A 16,247-nucleotide genomic window follows, 5' to 3' on the forward strand; every position below is an offset into this window, starting at 1 on the left:
GTTATCTCCAAACGTGCGCCTGCCTTGACGGCCAGCGTGATTGATTTAAGGGTGGGTATTGTTTGGGGTAGGTCTTCGTGAGCGCTCCGTTAACGGCATGACCACGCTTTAAAGCCACCCCGGCTAGAGCCGCCCGGTCTTTCTCGCTATGGCTGGCCTGGCTGAGCAATCCGAAGTAGCTGTTGGCCGTCTCGCGCAAATCCTCGGCCGGCGCCGCTGCAGTTCGCTTGAGCGCCTGTGCCACTGATCGCTTTCGGGTGGTTCGCCGCCATGGTTTGATCACATGCCCAACGAAGTCGACGCCGCGATCAACCGGCTGCAGGATTGTTTTGGTGGGGTTTAGCCGCGCACCCAGGGTACCTAGAAACGCTTCGATCTGAGCCAGCCAGGCGTTGAGCTGTTGCGGTGACTCATGCAGCAGAACAAAGTCATCCACGTAGCGCACGTAGTGCTTGGCCCGTAATTGATGCTTGGCGAACTGGTCCAGTGCATCGAGGTAGACGTTTGCGAAAAACTGAGAGGACAAGTTGCCGATGGGTAGCCCGAGGCGTGCCGGTTGAGCTGTCAGCCGCTTGTGCTGCGGGACCCGACCAAACAGATGGCGCGGGCTTCTTGTTTCGAAGTTCTCGCGCGGGTCGTGCATCAGGATCTGCTCGGCCAGTGCAAGCCACCAGGGTTCAGTGATTCGCGCCGCCAGTTGCCGGCGCAATACCTGCTTGTCGATCGCGACAAAGAAGTTGGCCAAGTCGCACTTAAGGTAAAAAACCGGCTTAGACCAGTTTTCCGTGGCGCTCCTGATTTTCGATTCAAGGCGCTTTGCCGCGTACAGTGTTCCCCGCCCGGGAATGCATGCGCAGCTATCAGCAATGAAGCTGGCATAGAACCGGGGTGCAACATGGTTGTACAGCAGGTGGTGCACCACTCGATCCCGGAAGGCTGCCGCCCATACTTCGCGGGCTTTAGGGCGGGTGACCACAAAACAAATTGAGCGACCTGGCCGGTAATTGCCGGACATCAGGTCGTGGTGCAACTGAATCAGGTTCTGTTCCAGGCTCACTTCGAATGCCATAGCACTGTCGCTGTTGCGTTTTGAGCGTCGGCAGTCGTAATACGCCTGAACCAGATCCTGAAACTGATAGGGACCAACAGTCGAATCTGCGGACGGGGCGGACGCGGAGCTCGTTGTTCTTGTCGTTGTTGTTCTGATTGCCATCATCGAAGTTCATGTTGAATGCGTTGTTGGCTGAGCGCTGCGACCTGTCGTGCTATCTACGTCGCCAAGCCGAAGGCGGTGCCGATCAGCAAGGAAACTGCGCGAGACCTACGCGGACGCTTTAGACCGGCGGTATCTCTGATGCGCATGGCGGTGGACAGAGGGCCAGCGGCACGACCAGATTCAAATCGCACAGACCTGAAAGCCTTGACTCTCAGGTGGCGGGCGCGGTTGGGGTGGAGCGTTTCCAGGCATTGGCCTGTTTGCCTATTGAAGTGGTCACCTCAATGGCCTTGGCATGCTGACCAACGCTGATAAAGCGGTTCTCTTTGAACAGCCTCATCAGGAATTCAACCACCTGAACCTTTTCGACTAACAAGGTCAGGTGCGGGTGTTTGTCCCGGCTTGCGTTCGCCCTGGCAATCAACATCAACACGTCAATGCATTCGTCGATCACGCGCTTGCTGAGCTGCAGCTTTAAATCGCGCGGGATGTTTCGGGTGAGGTTTGTTGCGAGGTTTAGCAGGTCCATCGAGACTTTATAAATCTGCAAGTCCGTGTGCATAGCCATGAACAAAAGGCTCCTAACAGCAACCGGCCGCAAGCGGCCGGATTAAATAAGCGAATTAATCAATCAACAATTCTCTGCGGACGGGGCGGACGCGGAGCTCGACGTACTCGTCGCCGCTGGTCTGAGAGCCACCATCGAAGGTCATGAGGAATGCGTAGTCGGCTGAGCGCTGCGAACTCGACCAGTACCAGGTGTCTTTAAAGGCCTCCGCGTTACCTTCTTGGAAAGCTTCGATTGCTGTCTGAGCTGGAAGCTCTTCGGTGTACAGCAGCCCGATCGGAAAGCTGTTTGGGTTATCGCCGTCGCGGTTCCAGGCGTAGTTCTCCGCGATGGTTGGTTTTAGGTGGCGATACTGCAGCTCTTGTACGTCACGAGCTGGAATTGCCCAGTCGGTGAACCCTTCGATCTCAAGCCCCAACATCTTCTGTGCCAGCTCGCTGCCGGCGGCTGCCATCGACTCGGTGTTGCTGCGGCTGTCAGTGAAGCTGCTTGCACCTTCGATCAGAACCCCGCGTGCGCCCCAGGCGCCTTCCAGCTCGTGAGCCGCGCCTGCGGTGATGTTGATGTAGCGCTGGCCGTTTTCGACTGTGATACCCGAGAAGAACCCGCCACCATAGGCATGGCCGATGACGAGTAGGGGAGTTGGGGGCACTGCTTTAGCTGTTGCGGACATGGTGAACCCTCTTTTTCAGGCAACAAAAAAGGCGCTCATGCGCCCTGTAGCCGGTCTGGAATGAATGATTGAAGGATTAAATAAACAATCTGCGGACGGGGCGGACGCGGAGCTCGTAGTTCTTGCCGCTGGTGCCCTGATAGCCATCAGCGAAGTACATGCCGAACGCGTGGTAGGCTGAGCGCTGCGTGCTTGACCAGTACCAGGTGTCCTTGGCGAACAAGTCAGGAGCGTTTAGCCAGCAGTGGTACAACTCTGCTGCGGCGGGCAGGTAGAAGTTGTCATGCCCGTCAGCCGTGTAGCCTGTGGCAGCCTTGGCGGCTGGGTGGTCGCCTTCCATCAGGGTTACGGTGTTGGCAAAGCCATCGCGCTTGCTGGTGGCTTGCGACTCGCTCCCGCGCTCTCCCCATTCGTGGCTGCCAACGTCTTTTGCAGCGATGATCAGGTAGTGCGCTGCGACGTTACCGTGAGCAGCAACCAAGCCGCCGTTGTGACCGCCTTGGCCCGGCCAAAATTCGCCAAGTGCAGGCACGCTGATCGCGCTATCGACAGCAGAACTGCGCTTTACAGCGAATGGCTCAAGAGTGGTGGCGACGCTTGGGGTTTCGGCAGCAAGGAAGCTGATGTGCAGATTCTTGATCTGTATCAGAGGTGACTTCATTGTGGATCTCCGGATTATTTGCTGGGGCTTAAGGTGGAGCTTTAGTCGGATGCTCGTTTTAGTTGATCTGTGAGCTGGCTTGGCAGGCCGCGCAATATCAGCGTTCCAGCTTCCTTGTCGAACTCGATCTTTGAACCAAGGAGATGCTGCTCAAAGCTGATCGAAAGCCCCTCAGTGCGCCCGGTGAAGCGTCGGAACTGGTTCAGCGTGCGCTTATCCGCCGGAATCTCCGGCGACAGGCCGTAGTCCTTATTTCGGATGAAGTCATAGAAGGCTTTCGGGCGGTTTTCGTCGATCAGCTCAGACAGTTCGTCGAGGGTGATTGGTTCGCCGAGCTTGGCCTGGGCCATTGAGTAGCTGACCAGCGCCTGGGTCTTCTCGCGGGCCGATTCTTCCGGCACGTCTTCGCTCTCAACAAAATCGCTGAAAGCCTTGAGCAGGGTTCGGGTTTCGCCCGGGCCGTCAACACCTTCCTGGCAGCCGATGAAGTCGCGGAAGTACTCCGAGGACTTCTTGCCGGTTTTGCCTTTGATGTAGGACACGTACTGCCGTGAGTTTGGGTTATTGCGCCATTCCGTCAGGTTGATCCGGGCAGCCAGGGTGATGCTGCCGAAGTCCACGTGCTTGGAGGTCGTGACGGTCAGGTCGACGTTTACCGTGATGCTCTCGCTGTGCTGGAGCAGGCCGACAACCAGATAATCGGTCATGCCTTGCTGGTAGTGCGCGAACAGAACGTGGCCACCAACGGAAAGGTTTGACTCTTCCATCAATTTGGTCAGGTGTTCGACAGCGGTTTGGCTGAATTCGATGAAGTCACCGCCATCGTAAAAGCCCTTCAACCAGCCGCTGAAAGGATAGGCGCCTGATTCGGGATGAAAAAAGCCCCAACCCTTGCCCTGTTTGGCGTTGTACGCCTCGTTGAAGTCGTTCAGCAGGTTTTCAGTGGCCTGGGATTCGACCAGTTCCGCACTGCTGATGTGCAGCACAGCAGGGGAGCCGTCTGGCTTCTTGTCGATCTGGTGGATGATGCTGTGGCGAATAGGCATGGGTTTACCTCGGGATGGCGCCGCCCTCCGTGACCGGGCGGGGCGTGGTGGCTTTTGGGATGTTGGTTATCGGCGAGCTGTATCAGGCGCTATAGGCTTGATCGATGGTGTTTGCGTGAAGGCTTTGGCGCTTTCGGTACTCTTTCAGGGCCAACTTGTAGCTGGCCTTGGCCTCTTTCATGGTTGGAGCCCATTCCCCGGCAACCTCAAGCCGCTCGTAGGGTGACCAGTAAGAGGACGGGAACTCTCGGTATGGGCTGCCCCATGGGTAGCGAACCATCCAGTATTCGCGATTTGAATACTCTCCGCGCTGCTGGAACTGCGGCTTGTTGATCCCGAGAAACTGCGCGAAGTTTTCGTAGCAGTCGCCCACAGCGAGGTAATCTTCAAATTTGGTGCGCTTTGGCAGCGGCGGCATTTCGGCCGAAGGCCCAGCGTGTGCCATAACAGGCCGATCTGAGTCTGGGTGGGCTTGTTGTCCATGATGCTCTCCAGCGCAGGCGCCGCCCTCCATATCTGGATGCGCAGCAGGGAAGGGGTTGGGTTATTCGCCGTCTTCTTCGGCGTTCAGCATGAGGGATTCGACAAATCCGGCTTGTCGTAATTTCCGCGCCACGTCTTCTGTTATCTCGTAACCGTGGCGCTTAATTTTAAATAGCGGGGCGGATTTCTCAGGCCCCATTGAGTGGGCATGGGCAATCAGTCGCCAGATGGTCAGCCGGTCTTTCTTCTCGCCCAGTTCGGCGGTGAGCGCTGTAAGGCGGTCGCGCATTCCCTGTCGGAAGTAGTGGCGGATGATGTCGGACGGCCCTTTGATCTTCTGTGGCACCGCCAGCAGGTCATTGGCGCGGCCATTCAATACCAGCAGTTGCACCGCCTCGCTGAGTTCCTCGATCTCATGCCAGAGCATCAGTTCGTCGAGCATCTGCCGAGTGCCGTGCGGTACCGTGTGCCGCAACTCCTGCTCGCCCAGTTCGGCCCGCTTCTCGGCAAGCTTGGCCGTTCGATCTTTCTGCTCGGCTGCCATGGCCTACCTCTTCAATTCCACTGGCCGGCAAGTCCAGCCAGGTCTGTCGTTTGCGTTGCTGGATGCGAAAACGGTTTGTCTTACTCACGGGTGGCAAACCTCTAAAAGCTTGTACCTTGCCCCGGTGTAAGGCTTGGCAACCAGCAGGCGCCCTGGGTGACTGTAAATCGCCCATGGCTGCCCGCTGCAACCTGCCATCATCGCGGCATATTTGATAACGCTGAGCGCGTCAGTAGATTCGCGAGAGTGCATGCTTATGCACCGTTGATTGGGTGGAGCGGGGCGAAGGGTATGTCGTCGTCGAAATCATCAAAGCTCGGCGGCGCGCCTTGCTGGCTTTGCTGCGGTGCTTGTTGTTGAGGGCGCGACTGCTGGCGCGGTTGTTGAGCCTGTTGCTGCTGCGCCTGTTGTTGTGCGCCCTGCGGGGGCGCCCCTGCAAACTTGATTGCGATCACTCGTCCAGTCAGCTTGCTACCCTGGCTTCCGTCTTGCCGCCGAAATTCTTCAATATGCGCATCGTCAATCGTGAAGTGCATGAGCTGGCCGCGCACCAGGTATGGCGCCAGTGTTTCTGCTTGCTTGCCAAAAATTACAGCTTCGACCCACTGGGTTGGTTTTTTCCCGTCCTGGCCCTTTCGACCGTAATCACAGGCCAGGGTCAGGGAGATAACTGCGGTAGGGTTTTGGCCTGTGGTATAGCGAAGCTCGGCATCGCGACCAATACGGCCGATATCGGTAAGTTGTGGCATGTTTGCTCCGGATTAGGCTGCAATTCCGAGCACTTTATTCATGCGCTCATCAAGGATTTCGTAGAAGGTTTTAACGCGCTCAGCCAGCTTTCTGATCATGGCTTCGTCGCGATAAGCTCGTTTGATGAACAGGGGCATCCCTGGCCAGTAGCTCACGAAATCAATCCATTCACGCTCCGAGACCCATAGGCCCCCTTGGCATTGAGCAACGTGATCTTTTGGAATCTCATTGCCCAGAATCACGCCGACTTGAAATTTCGGCAGCTTGGTTTTGATTTCACATAGGCCATCTGAACCGATAAGCGAATCAGGTGAGTAACCGATTCCGTGATTTAGAATGATGGCAACTTGCTGGGTTGTGGCTCCGGTTTGAGCTTCAAACAACTGGCGGCCAGTACTTTCAAGCTCATGCCCGCGCTCAGTGTGGCGATTCCCCATAAAAGGATCAGCCGCTTCGCCAGTGATGCGTTCGCCGATGAGCGTATCCATGTAGGTAAACGCTCCCACGCCAAATCCCGCCTCCCCCTTACCATTGACCAGCAAAGCGTCCAGCTCTGAGCAGGTCACGATACCCAGGCGAAGGTTCAGCCACTCAGGCGTTCCTTGCTCTACATCGCTAATTACTTTCATTCTTCACCTGCCTTTTGTGCGGCTTCGTTGCTGGCGGCCGACTTTGTGAGCATGGCTAGCACCTGGTCGAATACTGCTTTTTCAACTGCGGTAGGCTTGCCGTGAATGCCCGCAAAAGCTGCCTTGGCTTTATCGCTGCATTTTTCCAGAAGCATTGCGAGCTGTGCGGCTTGGGCCGAGGTGACACGAGGCGTCACTGCGGCTGGCCCATTGCCATCATCGTCTTCGCCTGTTGTTGTGATGTTCAGCAGCAAGCCAGCGGTATAGCGCTTGCCGTAACTAACACTTGAGGCGACAGCTTGAACTCCGTTCTTGCTGCCAGTGGCGTCCACAGGCAATAGAATTGAAGTTTCTTCTCGGTGGCCAGCGCGATGGCTTAGCACCCCCTCAACTTCAATGCCTCGATCATTGCGCGGAGTGCGAAAGGTCAGGGCGAAGCCGTACTTAGCCATGACAGGCTTAATCATTTCGTTGATGTCCTCCCAGAGCGCGTATGTGCTTTGGATGCGACCGTTTTTGTCCTTGATGCCTCCGCGCTCGCCAATGACAGGCATTTCTTCCTGCATCTGGGACAGCGCGTCGTCGTACTGCTGTTTAGCCTGCTGAGCCTGGAAGCGCTCATGCATAGCCATTAAGCGTTCCATCTTGTCGATATCAGCCTCAGGGCTCATGGCCACTTGCTGAATGATCGACATAATCGTGGCTGCTTCGGCCTGAATGCTTGGCAAGCGCTCACTCTTGTCTGTTACCGCTAGATTGCTCATGGCGACCTCAGTATTTAATAGATATGGTTGGGATAAGCCCGCTTGCGACCAGCTTTACAGCCAGCCGAGCGCATTCTTCGCTCATGCCGTGCTGCATGAATGCTTCCTTTGCTGCCTTGTAGATAGCGCCTTTGTGGGCCCTGTCGGCTTCACGGGCTTCTGCCTGGCGGCGTTCTTCGTCCGCTGCCGCTTGCTGGCGGGCGACCTCTGCTTGGCGCGCACGCTCGACCGCTTCTTCTTGGCGTCGCACGGCATCAAGGCGCTCCTGTTCGGCTCGTTGTTCGGCGGCAATGCGATTGGCTTCGGCCTGTTCCATTTGCTGCTTGTGGCGCAGTTCGTCGTCGGCCTTCTGCTGAGCTGCGCGCTGCTCGGCTTCAATCTTTTCCCGCGCAGCCTGGGCGGCAGCACGTTCAGCTTGCTCGGCGGCCAGTCTTAGCTCCAGCTCGCGGCGCTCAGCTTCGGCCTTTGCTTCTGCTTCGCGCTTGATTGCCGCGTCACGTTCGGCCTGGGCGCGCTGCTCGGCTTCCACGCGTGCACGTTCTGCGGCAGCGCGGGCAATCTCTGCCTCGCGGTCGCGCTGGGCCTGTGCTTCTGCCTCAGCGCGCAGTCGTGCCAGTTCAGCCTGTTCAGCTTCGTATTGGGTGCGCTCGGCCAGCAGGGCGCGAAGCTTGGCCAAGGCCTGGTCTTTTGCCTGCGCAGCCTCGGGCAGGAACTCTTGCCAGCTATCGTCGATTGCGATCGCTTCAAGATTGGCGATTACCTGGGCGACGGTGACGGCTTGCGGCGTGGCGTCGAATAACGCCATGTCCTTGATTTTCTGGATGCCGTCGTTGTGCTTATCAACCCGGGCGTCTTCTGCCTTTTCCCAGTCAGTGAGCGGCTGGCGGGTCGCATCGCGCAGGGCATCCATGCTGGTGACGAATTCGCGCAACTCAGCCTCGACAACCTTCGGCATTTCCTTGAGGCGTTTCAGATATTCGCGGCCGGGTTTCTCAACAGCGGTCTTTGACTTGCTGACCTTGGCTGCCAGTGAGGCAATTCGCTCGCGGCCTTTACGGGTTGAGAGATCCGGGACTTCGCCGGTGACTTCTGCTTTCACCGCGTCGAAGAACTGGGCCAGACCACCAGCGACGTAGATGATTGGAGCGTTATCGGCGCTGATATCGTCGATGGTGATGATTTGCTGTTGTTGAGACATAAGGAATCCCCTGCTGCGGTGCTCGCAACCGTAAAGGGTTTGGGTTATTGAGCTTTGGCGAATGCCTGAGCCATTGTGGTAGGCGGAACAGCTTGTTTGACGACCTCCTCGGCGGCGACACATTCAGCGTGGTCAAACCATCCGAAATGGCATTTACCGACCTCAATACCCATTTGGCCGGCCAGCCACTGATAGGCGAGCGTCCGGGTTAGGCCTGCCTTTCGCATATGGTTGTGAAAGGCTGTCTTGCTGCGATTACGAACTGCCCGAAGCTTGTCGTCTGCGAGCGTTCCGAGAGGAATGTCCGTATCCGGGTGCAGGCCCACATATGCCCGGCAGCCATCACAGAGATAGGCATAGGGCCAATCCCCGTAGCTGCGCCCGTTGTAGATTTCAGAGTTGCACACCAGGTGCACTTCGCCATTGCAGTAGCGGCAGGTTGTTGGAGCAGGGATTGGATTCTTGACGCGTTTAAGTGCGCGGCGGCTGACGTGAGGCAGCGGAGCGGGCGCAGCAATGCGCTCGGGGGCGTTAGCCCGAGGATCGATTGGCATGATGGGTTACCTATTGGGTTATTCGGTCAGCGAAGGCGCTGAGCAGCATCAGAAAGCTGCAGAAGGAAAGGGCAGAGAAAGAGCCGCGCCAGATGAGTAGGCGCCGGGCGCGTTGGTGGGTGGTCATGGCGAACACATCGGCAGGCTGCCGTAGCAGTAGTAGCGCACCTCGGTGCCATCGTCGTAGTTCACCTCGCCCTCGGCGCCGCAGCCGCAAGTTTCCGTCTCAGGCTCATCCTGCTCCAGTTGCTCGTCGCGCTGGCAGTTCATGCCACCACAGTGCGGGCACTCTGTGTGGGTCAAGTTGCTGAATGGGCCGACCCAGCGAATGCCAGGCTGATTGCAGTTTCCGCAAATCATCACAGCTTCACCTCATAAGTGACTGTCCACTCGCCGCACAAGCAAGCGCGCTGGCTCCAGGCGTGAACGTTCTCTATAAAGCCCTGCTCGGCGGCGCGCAAAGCGTCTTGCCAGTCGCGGCCCTTGAAGACCATCAGAACGAGGTCGCTTGCCGGGCTGGTGCTGGGTGACAGTTCTTCAAGCTGCTCATCAATGAGCGATTTAACCGGGGCTGTGCTCACGCTGCCTCCTTGCGCGTAACCTTGTTCAGTCGTGCGCAGTAGTGGTCGAATTCAAGAAGGGTGATTGACCGATCGACAAGGAAGTCGGCGATCATTCGTTGAGCGGCCAGCGCTTGCTCGGCCGTGCTGGCGGCATGCTCCAGCCCCTCAAGCGCTTCGTCGATTTTGATGTGGGCGCTCATGATTCGCCGTCCTCAGCCAGGGCGATTAGCGCGTCACTGGCCAAGGGCCGGAGCAGGCGCTCAGCGATTTCGCCAAGCTTTCCCTGAGGATGGTCGCTGGGGCCCAGCAACTCGGCCGTGGCTGCCTTGTCGACCCGGCCACCGCTGTTTTCGATCAGAAGGCGCCCAAGGGAAGGCGTCACAATCTCGCCGTCGGCCAAGCGGCCGTTTGCATGCTCATCTACAGCCGCTTCCAGCTCGGCCACGGTAACGCCCTGAGCTTTGCGCATACGGCGCTGAAACTTCACATCGCAGCCCAGCAGCAGTTGCTCGACGGCGTTGTGCAGCCATTCTTCCCGCGCCACCTCTTGAGCTGTCTCGCTCACCGGAGGCGGCAGTTGTTCGTCATGCTCAAACTGAGCCTTGCGTAGTGCTGACATGATCGCCTCCAGGGTGGCGGGTTAGTCGTAGTAGCTGATAACGCGGTTGATGCTGTGCACCTCCATCACGTCGATGTGTTCAAGCTCTTCGATGGTTTCTTCAAACTCTTCAAGGTTGCCGTTTCGGTCGAGAGTGACGATTGCCCACTCGGTAACAGTGCGAGTGATCTTCGCTTTCACGCGGCGCGGCTTTGCGGTATCGCTCATGGCTACCTCCAGAGGGTGTTATTTGACTTGCTGCTCCTGCTTCGCCTGTCTGGCCTTGATGGCGCAGTCGGCGTGCTGGGTTCGCCAGCCACCGGCGTGGCGCTCAAAGTGGCCTTGGCCAACTTCAACCCGAAGGTTGCAGCGGTAGCAGGTTCCGGGGTGCTTGTTGCGCATGGCGGGTTACTCGGCGGGTGGGGCGGGGAGTGGCTGCCAGTGAGTCGGCGGGTTCTCTTCGGTGAATCCGCCGTCCCATGACAGCCAGAAAGGTTCGATTTCTTCGTACTCTGGGCAGCGGCAAGCGCCGCCGCAGTCGCCTGCATCCCGGAGCAGTTCGTCGCCAACTGTGTAGTGCCCAAGGGTCACGCGGGGCGGCACTGGAACGCCGTCAAACGTCTGACCGATTGAAGCGAGCAGCACTTCAGTTCCATCCATCGGCGCGCTGGCAATGTCCTTCCAATCGCTCATGGCGACCTCCAATTATGGGCAAAGTGGGCACCGGGCCGTCTTAGGCCTACGCCACCCCTTACCGCTGGTTACAGTTGAGTGGCCACAAGACAACTTGCAAAACCACCCTTGCTTGCCGTGGTCACCAGTGGCTTGTGGCAAGCCGACGACCTTCCGACGCTTTAGCATGGCGACCTCCAGTGTTTTGGGGTTAGGCGTCAGCGGCGATATCAGCGCGGATTTGAGCTTTGCGCTTCTCAAAGCGAGCGCTCCACGTTGGTTTGCCTTTAACTCGCCATATGGTTGCGCCGCGCTTGCGTAGCTTTCGGGCACGGGCGGGAGAGACTCGATTTCCCCATTTTTCTTTCCGATAAATCGACTCCCAATACTCGACTGTTTCCCGCTTGTCGTACTTGTAGTAGCGAGAGCTCGGCTTGTTACTGGCCAGCCAGGTGTCTACCAGCGCTTTCTCGACAGTGGCGCTACAAAACACGTAGCAACTTTCAAGTGATTCGCGAGTGCCAACCCCAACCTGCAAGGTCGGAACGCCGGGGTCACCGCCGCAGTCCCAGACTTGGCCCTTGCATTCCAGAGTTGAGCCGTCAGTGAGCTGAATCGTGAATGAGCGGCCTGCAAAAGCATCTCGCGTACCCGGCACGATCTTCATGAAGTCGAAGAAACCGTCATGACTGGAAACAAGCATGTTCCCGGCGCGCTCGTACACGCGGCGCGGCATTTCATCCAGCAGCAGGAATACTTGCCCCTGCTGGGTTTTGATCACGTCGAGGATATTTGGCATTTCGAAGACTCCATTCGTTTGTTCACCTGCATTACGGCAACACTCATTCCTCCCGCTGGTTGCCGATGGGCGCAGGGGTGAGTGTTGGCGTAATAGAAGTGGGGAGGTAGTAGGCGTCCGGCGCTTCCCGGAATGCGTCGAGTCTGGGCAGCAATGCCCTAGGACTCGCCTGCAGTACATCGTCTTTGCTTTGGTTGGGTCTACAAGCACCTGGCTGATGTGCGGTCACATCGTCGACCCTGCTTTTCTCACCTGCCAGGGTGATGAGCACAGCCTTCTGGCTTGCTACAAGGTGGGTATTGGTAGCTTGTGGCTCACTAGACTTGGGGATCTATTGCGATGGCCTTGGCTTGGGGGCGCCCGGAGGTATCTATAAGCAATTCAGCCCAGAGAACTCCGGACCGAATTTTAATTTTTTCACATATCAAATGGTTATGAGGATTGAAATTACACGCTTTTTTTATAGCTGCACACTAAGAAGGACTCTAGTCGGCGGTAGGTAACACCTCGGAGAGATTAGGAAAATTATCTTTGGAAAGAGGGGGTAGGCTTGAATCTACAGAACAGCTCATACCTGTGAATAGTGACCGATTTTGGGGCATCAATGGAGAGCTTAACGCGATCACCTGAAATCCCCTTAATTTGAATTGTTATATTATCACCTATGATAATGGATTCACCAATATAGCGTGCGATCGTCAACATGGTTGTCCCCATAAAATTTGATGCATGATATGAGAGTCATAGTACTAAGCAGAAATTCAATTTTTCATGAGTTTTTACAAAAATCAATTCTTGATTTAATAATTCTTGATGCTGAATAGCTTCAGCTTAGTTGTATCGATTCAGCATCAGTTGATATGCATGTAGCTGCAGCTGAATTCTAGTAATCATCATCCCCAAACCCGCTCAGCGAACGGGCTTCAGTGATGCCTACCAATCAAGCAGCGCTATCAGTCAAACGTTCTGCCTGGATACGCTTGTAAATCTCCTCCCGGTGCACTGAGACAGTTTCCGGGGCGACAACGCCAAGCTTCACTTGCTGGCCGCTTACGCTCAGCACCTGCACGCTGATGTTGTCGTTGATGCGGATGATTTCGCCTACGCGGCGGGTGAGTATCAACATGGTCCTTCTCCTTGTTGGGTGGTTTTCCCTCTGCCACCGATGCGGAGGCAGAAGTGAAAAGGCCCATCATTTAGCTACGCTCTGTCTCGCAACATTGTTCGTAATGCGCCATGGCAATTGGCAGGTGATAGCTATCCAACGGCCACTTACTAACCTTGCAGCCTTGGCCAGCCGGGCAATGAAAAACGAATAGTTCGCCAGCGTTTTTATCCATTTCCATGCTCACTTGCGCGCCGCTTGTGAAGTCGTCTTTGATGATGATCATTTCGTTCGCTCCGGTAGTGTTCCCGCTGCACCCGGGTGACCAGGTGCAGAAGTGAATTCCCCTTCATGCTGCAAATAGCTCCTGTTGACTTGGTTGAGGCATCAGGTAGGCCGCCAGCTTCTCGTCCGGCCATTCCGTTACGTCGAGCCAGTCTTGATGCTCATGCGCAATCTCTGCCGGGTGAAGCCAGCGCCCTCGCTGCCTGTCCGGGCTGATGCAGAACTTGAGTCCTTGATCTTTCAGGCACATTCCTCATTCCTCCGTTGTTTTCCCAAAACGCCCGGTCGCCCGGTCGCCCAGGCGTTTCGGTGAAAGTCACTGTTGTTTGGGGTTGCCTGTTTTTGCAGGGGCAGGCTCCCTGTTTCCTCGCTTTCCACAGTCGAGGGAAACCGTCTAGGATCTGGGGTCCACAGTCGAAAAAAGGAATACAGTTATGGCGGAGTACATGGTGCGGGTTGAGATATACAAGGCGAACAGCGAAAGCTATGAGGAGCTTCACAAGGCATTGGAAATGCTAGGTACGAAGCGAACAGTTCAGGGCGATAGCAAGCTTCTGAAGATGCCTGATGGAACATACTTTGGAACAAGCAGCCTCACTGCGGAGCAACTGAGAAAAAGAATTCACGAAATGGCTAGGCCCTTTTCGCACCCGTCCGACCCATCAATTTTCGTCAGTCAATCAGTAGATTGGTCTGCTTGGTTGAAACCTGCCTGAGTTGAGTTTCCGCCAGAGAAGGCTTTGCCCTTTGGCATTTCGCTAACCCAATAGGCCAGGTGATTCGAAGCGATAGCGAAAGCCTCATCGAAGCTGACGCTTTCGTCCGTCGCTATCTCCTGAACGATCTGCCGAAACCGTTCTATTTGCTGCTCATTCATCATCATTACTCCTGTTATTTTCCGAAAGCGCCTGATACAGGCGCTGACGTGAAAAGCACTGGTGTTGTCGCTATGCGTCTTTCGGCTCAAGTGCATGCTTGATCCGCAGGTTTTGATCGGGCGTGTAGATCGGGTTGCACGTACTGCAATGGCCGGATACCGCAATCTCAATCCTGGACTGAGCCGTGTCAGCGGGGCGCAAGCAATTCGGGCAATGCTCATCGTCAGCAGACTCGATATCTGCGTGGCTCAGGATGCATTTCTGTGCATCAATCTCCTCATCGTGTGAGTCATCACAGATGGGGCAGAAGAACCTTTCAATGACACCAGGCATGCAGCACTCTCGCGCTCCATCCTCGTCGTCATGCATCTCGTTGCACGCATCGCACTCGTACTTGATCACCACTCCCTTTGCCATGGCGCTTCTCCAGTTGATTTCCCAATGCAGCCTGTCGCCAAGCTGCATCAGTGAGGTTTGGTGCCCGGATATTTACCCACGCCGAGCCGTGCTAGCCTCTCAAGTCCCTACAACTGTTGAGGCGATACCGCATGAACATAGAGCTTCAGTGCAGCGACTGCGGCTGCAAAGACTTCAAGCACCCCGACGACCTGAATGATGACTCGATCATCATTTGCGACGACTGCGGTGCATCCTGCCCCTACGGAGAGCTGCGCGATGAGGCTCTCGCCAAGGCGAAGGATTTTTTCGATTGGAAATTCAGGAATATCTTTAAGAGCTGATATATCTGCCCGCATGGATTCGATCAGCGCGATTGCTCCCGTCGCATCGACTTCGATTTGAAGCTTCGATGTTTGCATTGGCTTCTCCTGCTTTCCGCGTGGCCCTGACATAGGGCCACCTGGAGAGCATCCGGCCCACACTTGGCGGGCCGGTAATCTCTAATCCTTGCATAGGTCAACGGTCGCTTTCCCGTTGATGCCTTTCAGCGCGACACGGGATCAAGGTCCCAAGGCCAAACGCTTACTCGCCATCACGCAGCCTCTCCAGCTACGCCCTCCGAATGAGGTCTCCTATGCCCAGCGCCGACATATGGTCGAATCGCTGCGTACCGTTGCGCGGTACGTCCGCTGGCTATGCATCGGCCAGCTCGGCGTTCATCAGGTTGTTAAAGAGCGGTGTTGCCGGTCTTGCGAGCCGGTGTTGCTTGGCTTGGAATGAACAATACCTCCGGTAATGTAGATTGGCAATACCGGCGGTCATATTATTTTTGGGCAGGCACAAAAAAGCCCGCGTTGAGCGGGCTGCATTTGAGTTCTGCGCTTTGGCAAGATCAGTCTTTGTAGGACAGCTCGCCGAAAATGGAATGATTAACCCTGATATGCTTCAGCGCCTCGACGGCCTCTGCCTTTTCTTCGTAGGGCCCGATCACCACAACCGCGCCGTCGGGGTGGGCGCAGGGCAGTCCTTCGTCGCTGACAATTTTCTGGGTAGCATCAAATTCCATACCTGGCCGACAAGGAATGCGGATGGTCCAGCCAGTGGCTGGCACGTAACGCGCCGTCGGCTCAACATCCGCGCCGCAATGTTTGCACTTAACAGCTGCAAGTTTGATGGTCTCAGCACAGAGCGGGCAGGGACGCGTATCATTGACGGCGGGAACTGAAGCCGCCGGAGCAGCGGCTCTGCCACCAAAGATCAACATGATCAGGCCTGCCAGGGCAATCATCCCGCCCACAATTGCATGCAACTGACGGTCAGCCATCAGCCCGAGATTATTTACTCTGCCCAGGCCGGTGGAAACCGAAACATCCATGCTCAGCGCAAAGACCAGCCAGCAAACCCCCACAATCAGGATAAACGTACCGAAACCTTTCATTGGGTCCCTCCCTAAATTAGGGCTGAACTTTATCATTCGTGGTGTACGGCCACCAATGGGAGGGCGATGAGGCCAAGACCTTCGGCTAGTGCTATGCCAGCTATACGCTTATGGCCTATAAAGCTTCATTGGCGCAGGCGGGGAGGGAGAGAGTAGCTAAGGCATAAAAAAGACCCGCAATTAGCGAGTCAAGCCGGGTCGGAGGGGCATGGTCACCCGGCATTTAAAAGTGTAAGTGGCGCCTTGAGGAGTGCAAGCTGGCAATCAGCCCAAGCGCAGACACAAAAAAGCCCGCTTTGAATCGCCCCTAGTTTCGTAGACACCTCCAAGCCTTAAAATGAGGCCCATTAGGAGGTGCCATGAGCAACCAGCGATATCCCGAAGAATTCAAAATCCAGGCGGTCAAACAAGTGACCGAAAAGAA

Annotated in this window: 28 protein-coding genes; 1 reads left to right on the forward strand and 27 read right to left on the reverse strand. The window is 56.2% G+C overall.

The window, feature by feature from the left end:
* Window position 1: 1 nt before the first annotated feature.
* From TU84_RS15300 to TU84_RS15415, 26 genes are all read right to left on the reverse strand, one after another.
* Entirely contained in the window at window positions 2–1,216 is a 1,215-nt protein-coding gene (locus TU84_RS15300; RefSeq protein WP_048370309.1) for an RNA-directed DNA polymerase, read from the reverse strand.
* A gap of 211 nt (window positions 1,217–1,427) precedes the next feature.
* Window positions 1,428–1,784, reverse strand: a complete 357-nt coding sequence (locus TU84_RS15305; protein WP_048370311.1) for a four helix bundle protein — start codon at window positions 1,782–1,784, stop codon at window positions 1,428–1,430.
* A gap of 55 nt (window positions 1,785–1,839) precedes the next feature.
* A complete protein-coding gene (locus TU84_RS15310) occupies window positions 1,840–2,457 on the reverse strand; it encodes an Lcl C-terminal domain-containing protein (RefSeq protein ID WP_048370312.1) in 618 nt (205 codons plus the stop codon).
* A 76-nt stretch (window positions 2,458–2,533) separates the two neighbouring features.
* Window positions 2,534–3,118 (reverse strand): Lcl C-terminal domain-containing protein, encoded by a 585-nt coding sequence (locus tag TU84_RS15315; RefSeq protein WP_048370314.1) that lies wholly within the window; start codon window positions 3,116–3,118, stop codon window positions 2,534–2,536.
* Window positions 3,119–3,159: 41 nt separating this feature from the next.
* Window positions 3,160–4,164: a nucleoid-associated protein YejK gene (gene yejK, locus TU84_RS15320; RefSeq protein WP_048370315.1), complete on the reverse strand. Its 1,005-nt coding sequence runs from the start codon at window positions 4,162–4,164 to the stop codon at window positions 3,160–3,162.
* A gap of 82 nt (window positions 4,165–4,246) precedes the next feature.
* Window positions 4,247–4,582 (reverse strand): hypothetical protein, encoded by a 336-nt coding sequence (locus TU84_RS15325; RefSeq protein WP_048370408.1) that lies wholly within the window; start codon window positions 4,580–4,582, stop codon window positions 4,247–4,249.
* 126 nt (window positions 4,583–4,708) lie between these two features.
* Window positions 4,709–5,191: a hypothetical protein gene (locus TU84_RS15330; protein WP_048370316.1), complete on the reverse strand. Its 483-nt coding sequence runs from the start codon at window positions 5,189–5,191 to the stop codon at window positions 4,709–4,711.
* Between the two features lie 254 nt (window positions 5,192–5,445).
* Complete coding sequence (locus tag TU84_RS15335; protein ID WP_048370318.1) at window positions 5,446–5,940, reverse strand: single-stranded DNA-binding protein; 495 nt, start codon at window positions 5,938–5,940, stop codon at window positions 5,446–5,448.
* A gap of 12 nt (window positions 5,941–5,952) precedes the next feature.
* A complete protein-coding gene (locus TU84_RS15340; RefSeq protein WP_048370320.1) occupies window positions 5,953–6,570 on the reverse strand; it encodes a lambda exonuclease family protein in 618 nt (205 codons plus the stop codon).
* Complete coding sequence (locus TU84_RS15345) at window positions 6,567–7,334, reverse strand: ERF family protein (RefSeq protein ID WP_048370322.1); 768 nt, start codon at window positions 7,332–7,334, stop codon at window positions 6,567–6,569. The genes TU84_RS15340 and TU84_RS15345 overlap by 4 nt, the downstream gene beginning before the upstream one ends.
* 7 nt (window positions 7,335–7,341) lie before the next feature.
* The gene (locus tag TU84_RS15350) at window positions 7,342–8,532 is read right to left on the reverse strand and encodes a coiled-coil domain-containing protein (protein ID WP_048370324.1); all 1,191 of its coding nucleotides are present in this window, start codon (window positions 8,530–8,532) and stop codon (window positions 7,342–7,344) included.
* Window positions 8,533–8,576: 44 nt separating this feature from the next.
* Window positions 8,577–9,086 (reverse strand): zinc-finger-containing protein, encoded by a 510-nt coding sequence (locus TU84_RS15355; protein WP_048370326.1) that lies wholly within the window; start codon window positions 9,084–9,086, stop codon window positions 8,577–8,579.
* A 123-nt stretch (window positions 9,087–9,209) separates the two neighbouring features.
* On the reverse strand, window positions 9,210–9,446 hold the full coding sequence (locus tag TU84_RS15360; RefSeq protein WP_048370328.1) for a hypothetical protein: 237 nt from the start codon (window positions 9,444–9,446) through the stop codon (window positions 9,210–9,212).
* Window positions 9,446–9,667 (reverse strand): hypothetical protein, encoded by a 222-nt coding sequence (locus TU84_RS15365; RefSeq protein WP_048370330.1) that lies wholly within the window; start codon window positions 9,665–9,667, stop codon window positions 9,446–9,448. The genes TU84_RS15360 and TU84_RS15365 overlap by 1 nt, the downstream gene beginning before the upstream one ends.
* Window positions 9,664–9,849, reverse strand: a complete 186-nt coding sequence (locus TU84_RS15370) for a hypothetical protein (RefSeq protein ID WP_048370333.1) — start codon at window positions 9,847–9,849, stop codon at window positions 9,664–9,666. The genes TU84_RS15365 and TU84_RS15370 overlap by 4 nt, the downstream gene beginning before the upstream one ends.
* Window positions 9,846–10,268, reverse strand: coding sequence for a hypothetical protein (locus TU84_RS15375; RefSeq protein WP_048370335.1), 423 nt, complete (start codon window positions 10,266–10,268; stop codon window positions 9,846–9,848). Before TU84_RS15375 ends, TU84_RS15370 begins: the two co-directional genes overlap by 4 nt.
* Window positions 10,269–10,289: 21 nt before the next feature.
* Window positions 10,290–10,475, reverse strand: a complete 186-nt coding sequence (locus TU84_RS15380) for a hypothetical protein (protein ID WP_048370337.1) — start codon at window positions 10,473–10,475, stop codon at window positions 10,290–10,292.
* A gap of 18 nt (window positions 10,476–10,493) precedes the next feature.
* The gene (locus TU84_RS26085) at window positions 10,494–10,649 is read right to left on the reverse strand and encodes a hypothetical protein (RefSeq protein WP_157403805.1); all 156 of its coding nucleotides are present in this window, start codon (window positions 10,647–10,649) and stop codon (window positions 10,494–10,496) included.
* A 6-nt stretch (window positions 10,650–10,655) separates the two neighbouring features.
* Complete coding sequence (locus TU84_RS15385; protein WP_048370339.1) at window positions 10,656–10,940, reverse strand: hypothetical protein; 285 nt, start codon at window positions 10,938–10,940, stop codon at window positions 10,656–10,658.
* Between the two features lie 190 nt (window positions 10,941–11,130).
* A complete protein-coding gene (locus tag TU84_RS15390) occupies window positions 11,131–11,718 on the reverse strand; it encodes a hypothetical protein (protein WP_048370340.1) in 588 nt (195 codons plus the stop codon).
* 525 nt (window positions 11,719–12,243) lie between these two features.
* Window positions 12,244–12,423 (reverse strand): carbon storage regulator, encoded by a 180-nt coding sequence (locus TU84_RS25610; protein WP_082148734.1) that lies wholly within the window; start codon window positions 12,421–12,423, stop codon window positions 12,244–12,246.
* Window positions 12,424–12,658: 235 nt separating this feature from the next.
* Window positions 12,659–12,844 (reverse strand): carbon storage regulator CsrA, encoded by a 186-nt coding sequence (gene csrA, locus TU84_RS15395; RefSeq protein WP_048370342.1) that lies wholly within the window; start codon window positions 12,842–12,844, stop codon window positions 12,659–12,661.
* Between the two features lie 70 nt (window positions 12,845–12,914).
* Window positions 12,915–13,109: a hypothetical protein gene (locus tag TU84_RS15400; RefSeq protein ID WP_048370344.1), complete on the reverse strand. Its 195-nt coding sequence runs from the start codon at window positions 13,107–13,109 to the stop codon at window positions 12,915–12,917.
* Between the two features lie 63 nt (window positions 13,110–13,172).
* Window positions 13,173–13,358 carry a hypothetical protein gene (locus TU84_RS15405; protein ID WP_048370345.1) on the reverse strand — a complete coding sequence of 62 codons (186 nt, stop codon included), beginning with the start codon at window positions 13,356–13,358 and terminating at the stop codon, window positions 13,173–13,175.
* Between the two features lie 426 nt (window positions 13,359–13,784).
* Entirely contained in the window at window positions 13,785–13,985 is a 201-nt protein-coding gene (locus TU84_RS15410) for a hypothetical protein (RefSeq protein WP_157403806.1), read from the reverse strand.
* Window positions 13,986–14,055: 70 nt separating this feature from the next.
* A complete protein-coding gene (locus tag TU84_RS15415) occupies window positions 14,056–14,403 on the reverse strand; it encodes a hypothetical protein (RefSeq protein WP_048370349.1) in 348 nt (115 codons plus the stop codon).
* A gap of 131 nt (window positions 14,404–14,534) precedes the next feature.
* Here TU84_RS15415 and TU84_RS26830 point away from each other — a divergent pair, with 131 nt between their 5' ends.
* A complete protein-coding gene (locus TU84_RS26830; RefSeq protein WP_457852319.1) occupies window positions 14,535–14,726 on the forward strand; it encodes an ECs_2282 family putative zinc-binding protein in 192 nt (63 codons plus the stop codon).
* 551 nt (window positions 14,727–15,277) lie between these two features.
* On the opposite strand, the gene TU84_RS15425 is transcribed toward TU84_RS26830, so the two are convergent.
* Complete coding sequence (locus tag TU84_RS15425; RefSeq protein ID WP_048370353.1) at window positions 15,278–15,823, reverse strand: hypothetical protein; 546 nt, start codon at window positions 15,821–15,823, stop codon at window positions 15,278–15,280.
* Window positions 15,824–16,247 lie beyond the last annotated feature (424 nt).

The organism is Pseudomonas helleri (assembly GCF_001043025.1).
Taxonomy (GTDB): Bacteria; Pseudomonadota; Gammaproteobacteria; order Pseudomonadales; family Pseudomonadaceae; genus Aquipseudomonas; species Aquipseudomonas helleri.